This is a genomic window from Parendozoicomonas verongulae (assembly GCF_009711465.1).
Classification (GTDB): Bacteria; Pseudomonadota; Gammaproteobacteria; order Pseudomonadales; family Endozoicomonadaceae; genus Sansalvadorimonas; species Sansalvadorimonas verongulae.
The window spans coordinates 1-608 of record NZ_SMME01000847.1; the positions used below are offsets into that span (position 1 = coordinate 1).

The following is a 608-nucleotide window of genomic DNA, read 5'->3' on the forward strand; positions in this document are numbered from 1 at the left end:
TGGCTCTGGCACAATTGCCATATATCGCAGACTGTTATTTAATAAATCGAGAATACTTCAAAATACAATAAAAAGTAGAACCTTTACGGGGCAAATCTAAGTGCTAGGGCTGTTCAAAAAAAAATCCAGTTCGCTGCTGGGGATTGATATCAGTTCTACTTCGGCCAAGTTACTGGAGCTAAGTGTTAGCGGTAACCAGTACCGGGTAGAGTCTTATGCTGTTGAACCTCTGCCGCCTAATGCCGTTGTTGAAAAAAATATTAACGAATTAGAAGTTGTCGGGGAGAGCGTTCGTCAACTTGTTACCAAATCTCGCACCTCACTCAAAAATGCTGTGGTTGCTGTTGCCGGATCAGCCGTTATTACCAAAACCATGGAAATGGATGCCTCTCTCAGTGATGATGAGATGGAAAACCAGATTACTGTGGAGGCCGACCAGTATATTCCCTACCCCCTTGATGAGGTAGCTCTGGACTTCGAGGTTCAGGGGCTCAGTGAGAACAACCCGGAGCGGGCAGACGTTCTTATTGCTGCCTGTCGGCGGGAAAATGTAGAAAGCCGCGAAGCTGCGCTTAACCTCGCAGGTTTGACTGCCAGGGTTGTGGATG

The 608-nt window shown here is 46.9% G+C and carries 1 protein-coding gene; it reads left to right on the forward strand.

Annotation, left to right across the window (positions count from 1 at the left end; genetic code table 11):
• Positions 1 to 100: 100 nt before the first annotated feature.
• Positions 101 to 608, forward strand: a 508-nt coding sequence (gene pilM, locus E1189_RS14200) for a type IV pilus assembly protein PilM (RefSeq protein ID WP_329602047.1), incomplete at its 3' end; no start/stop codon positions are given.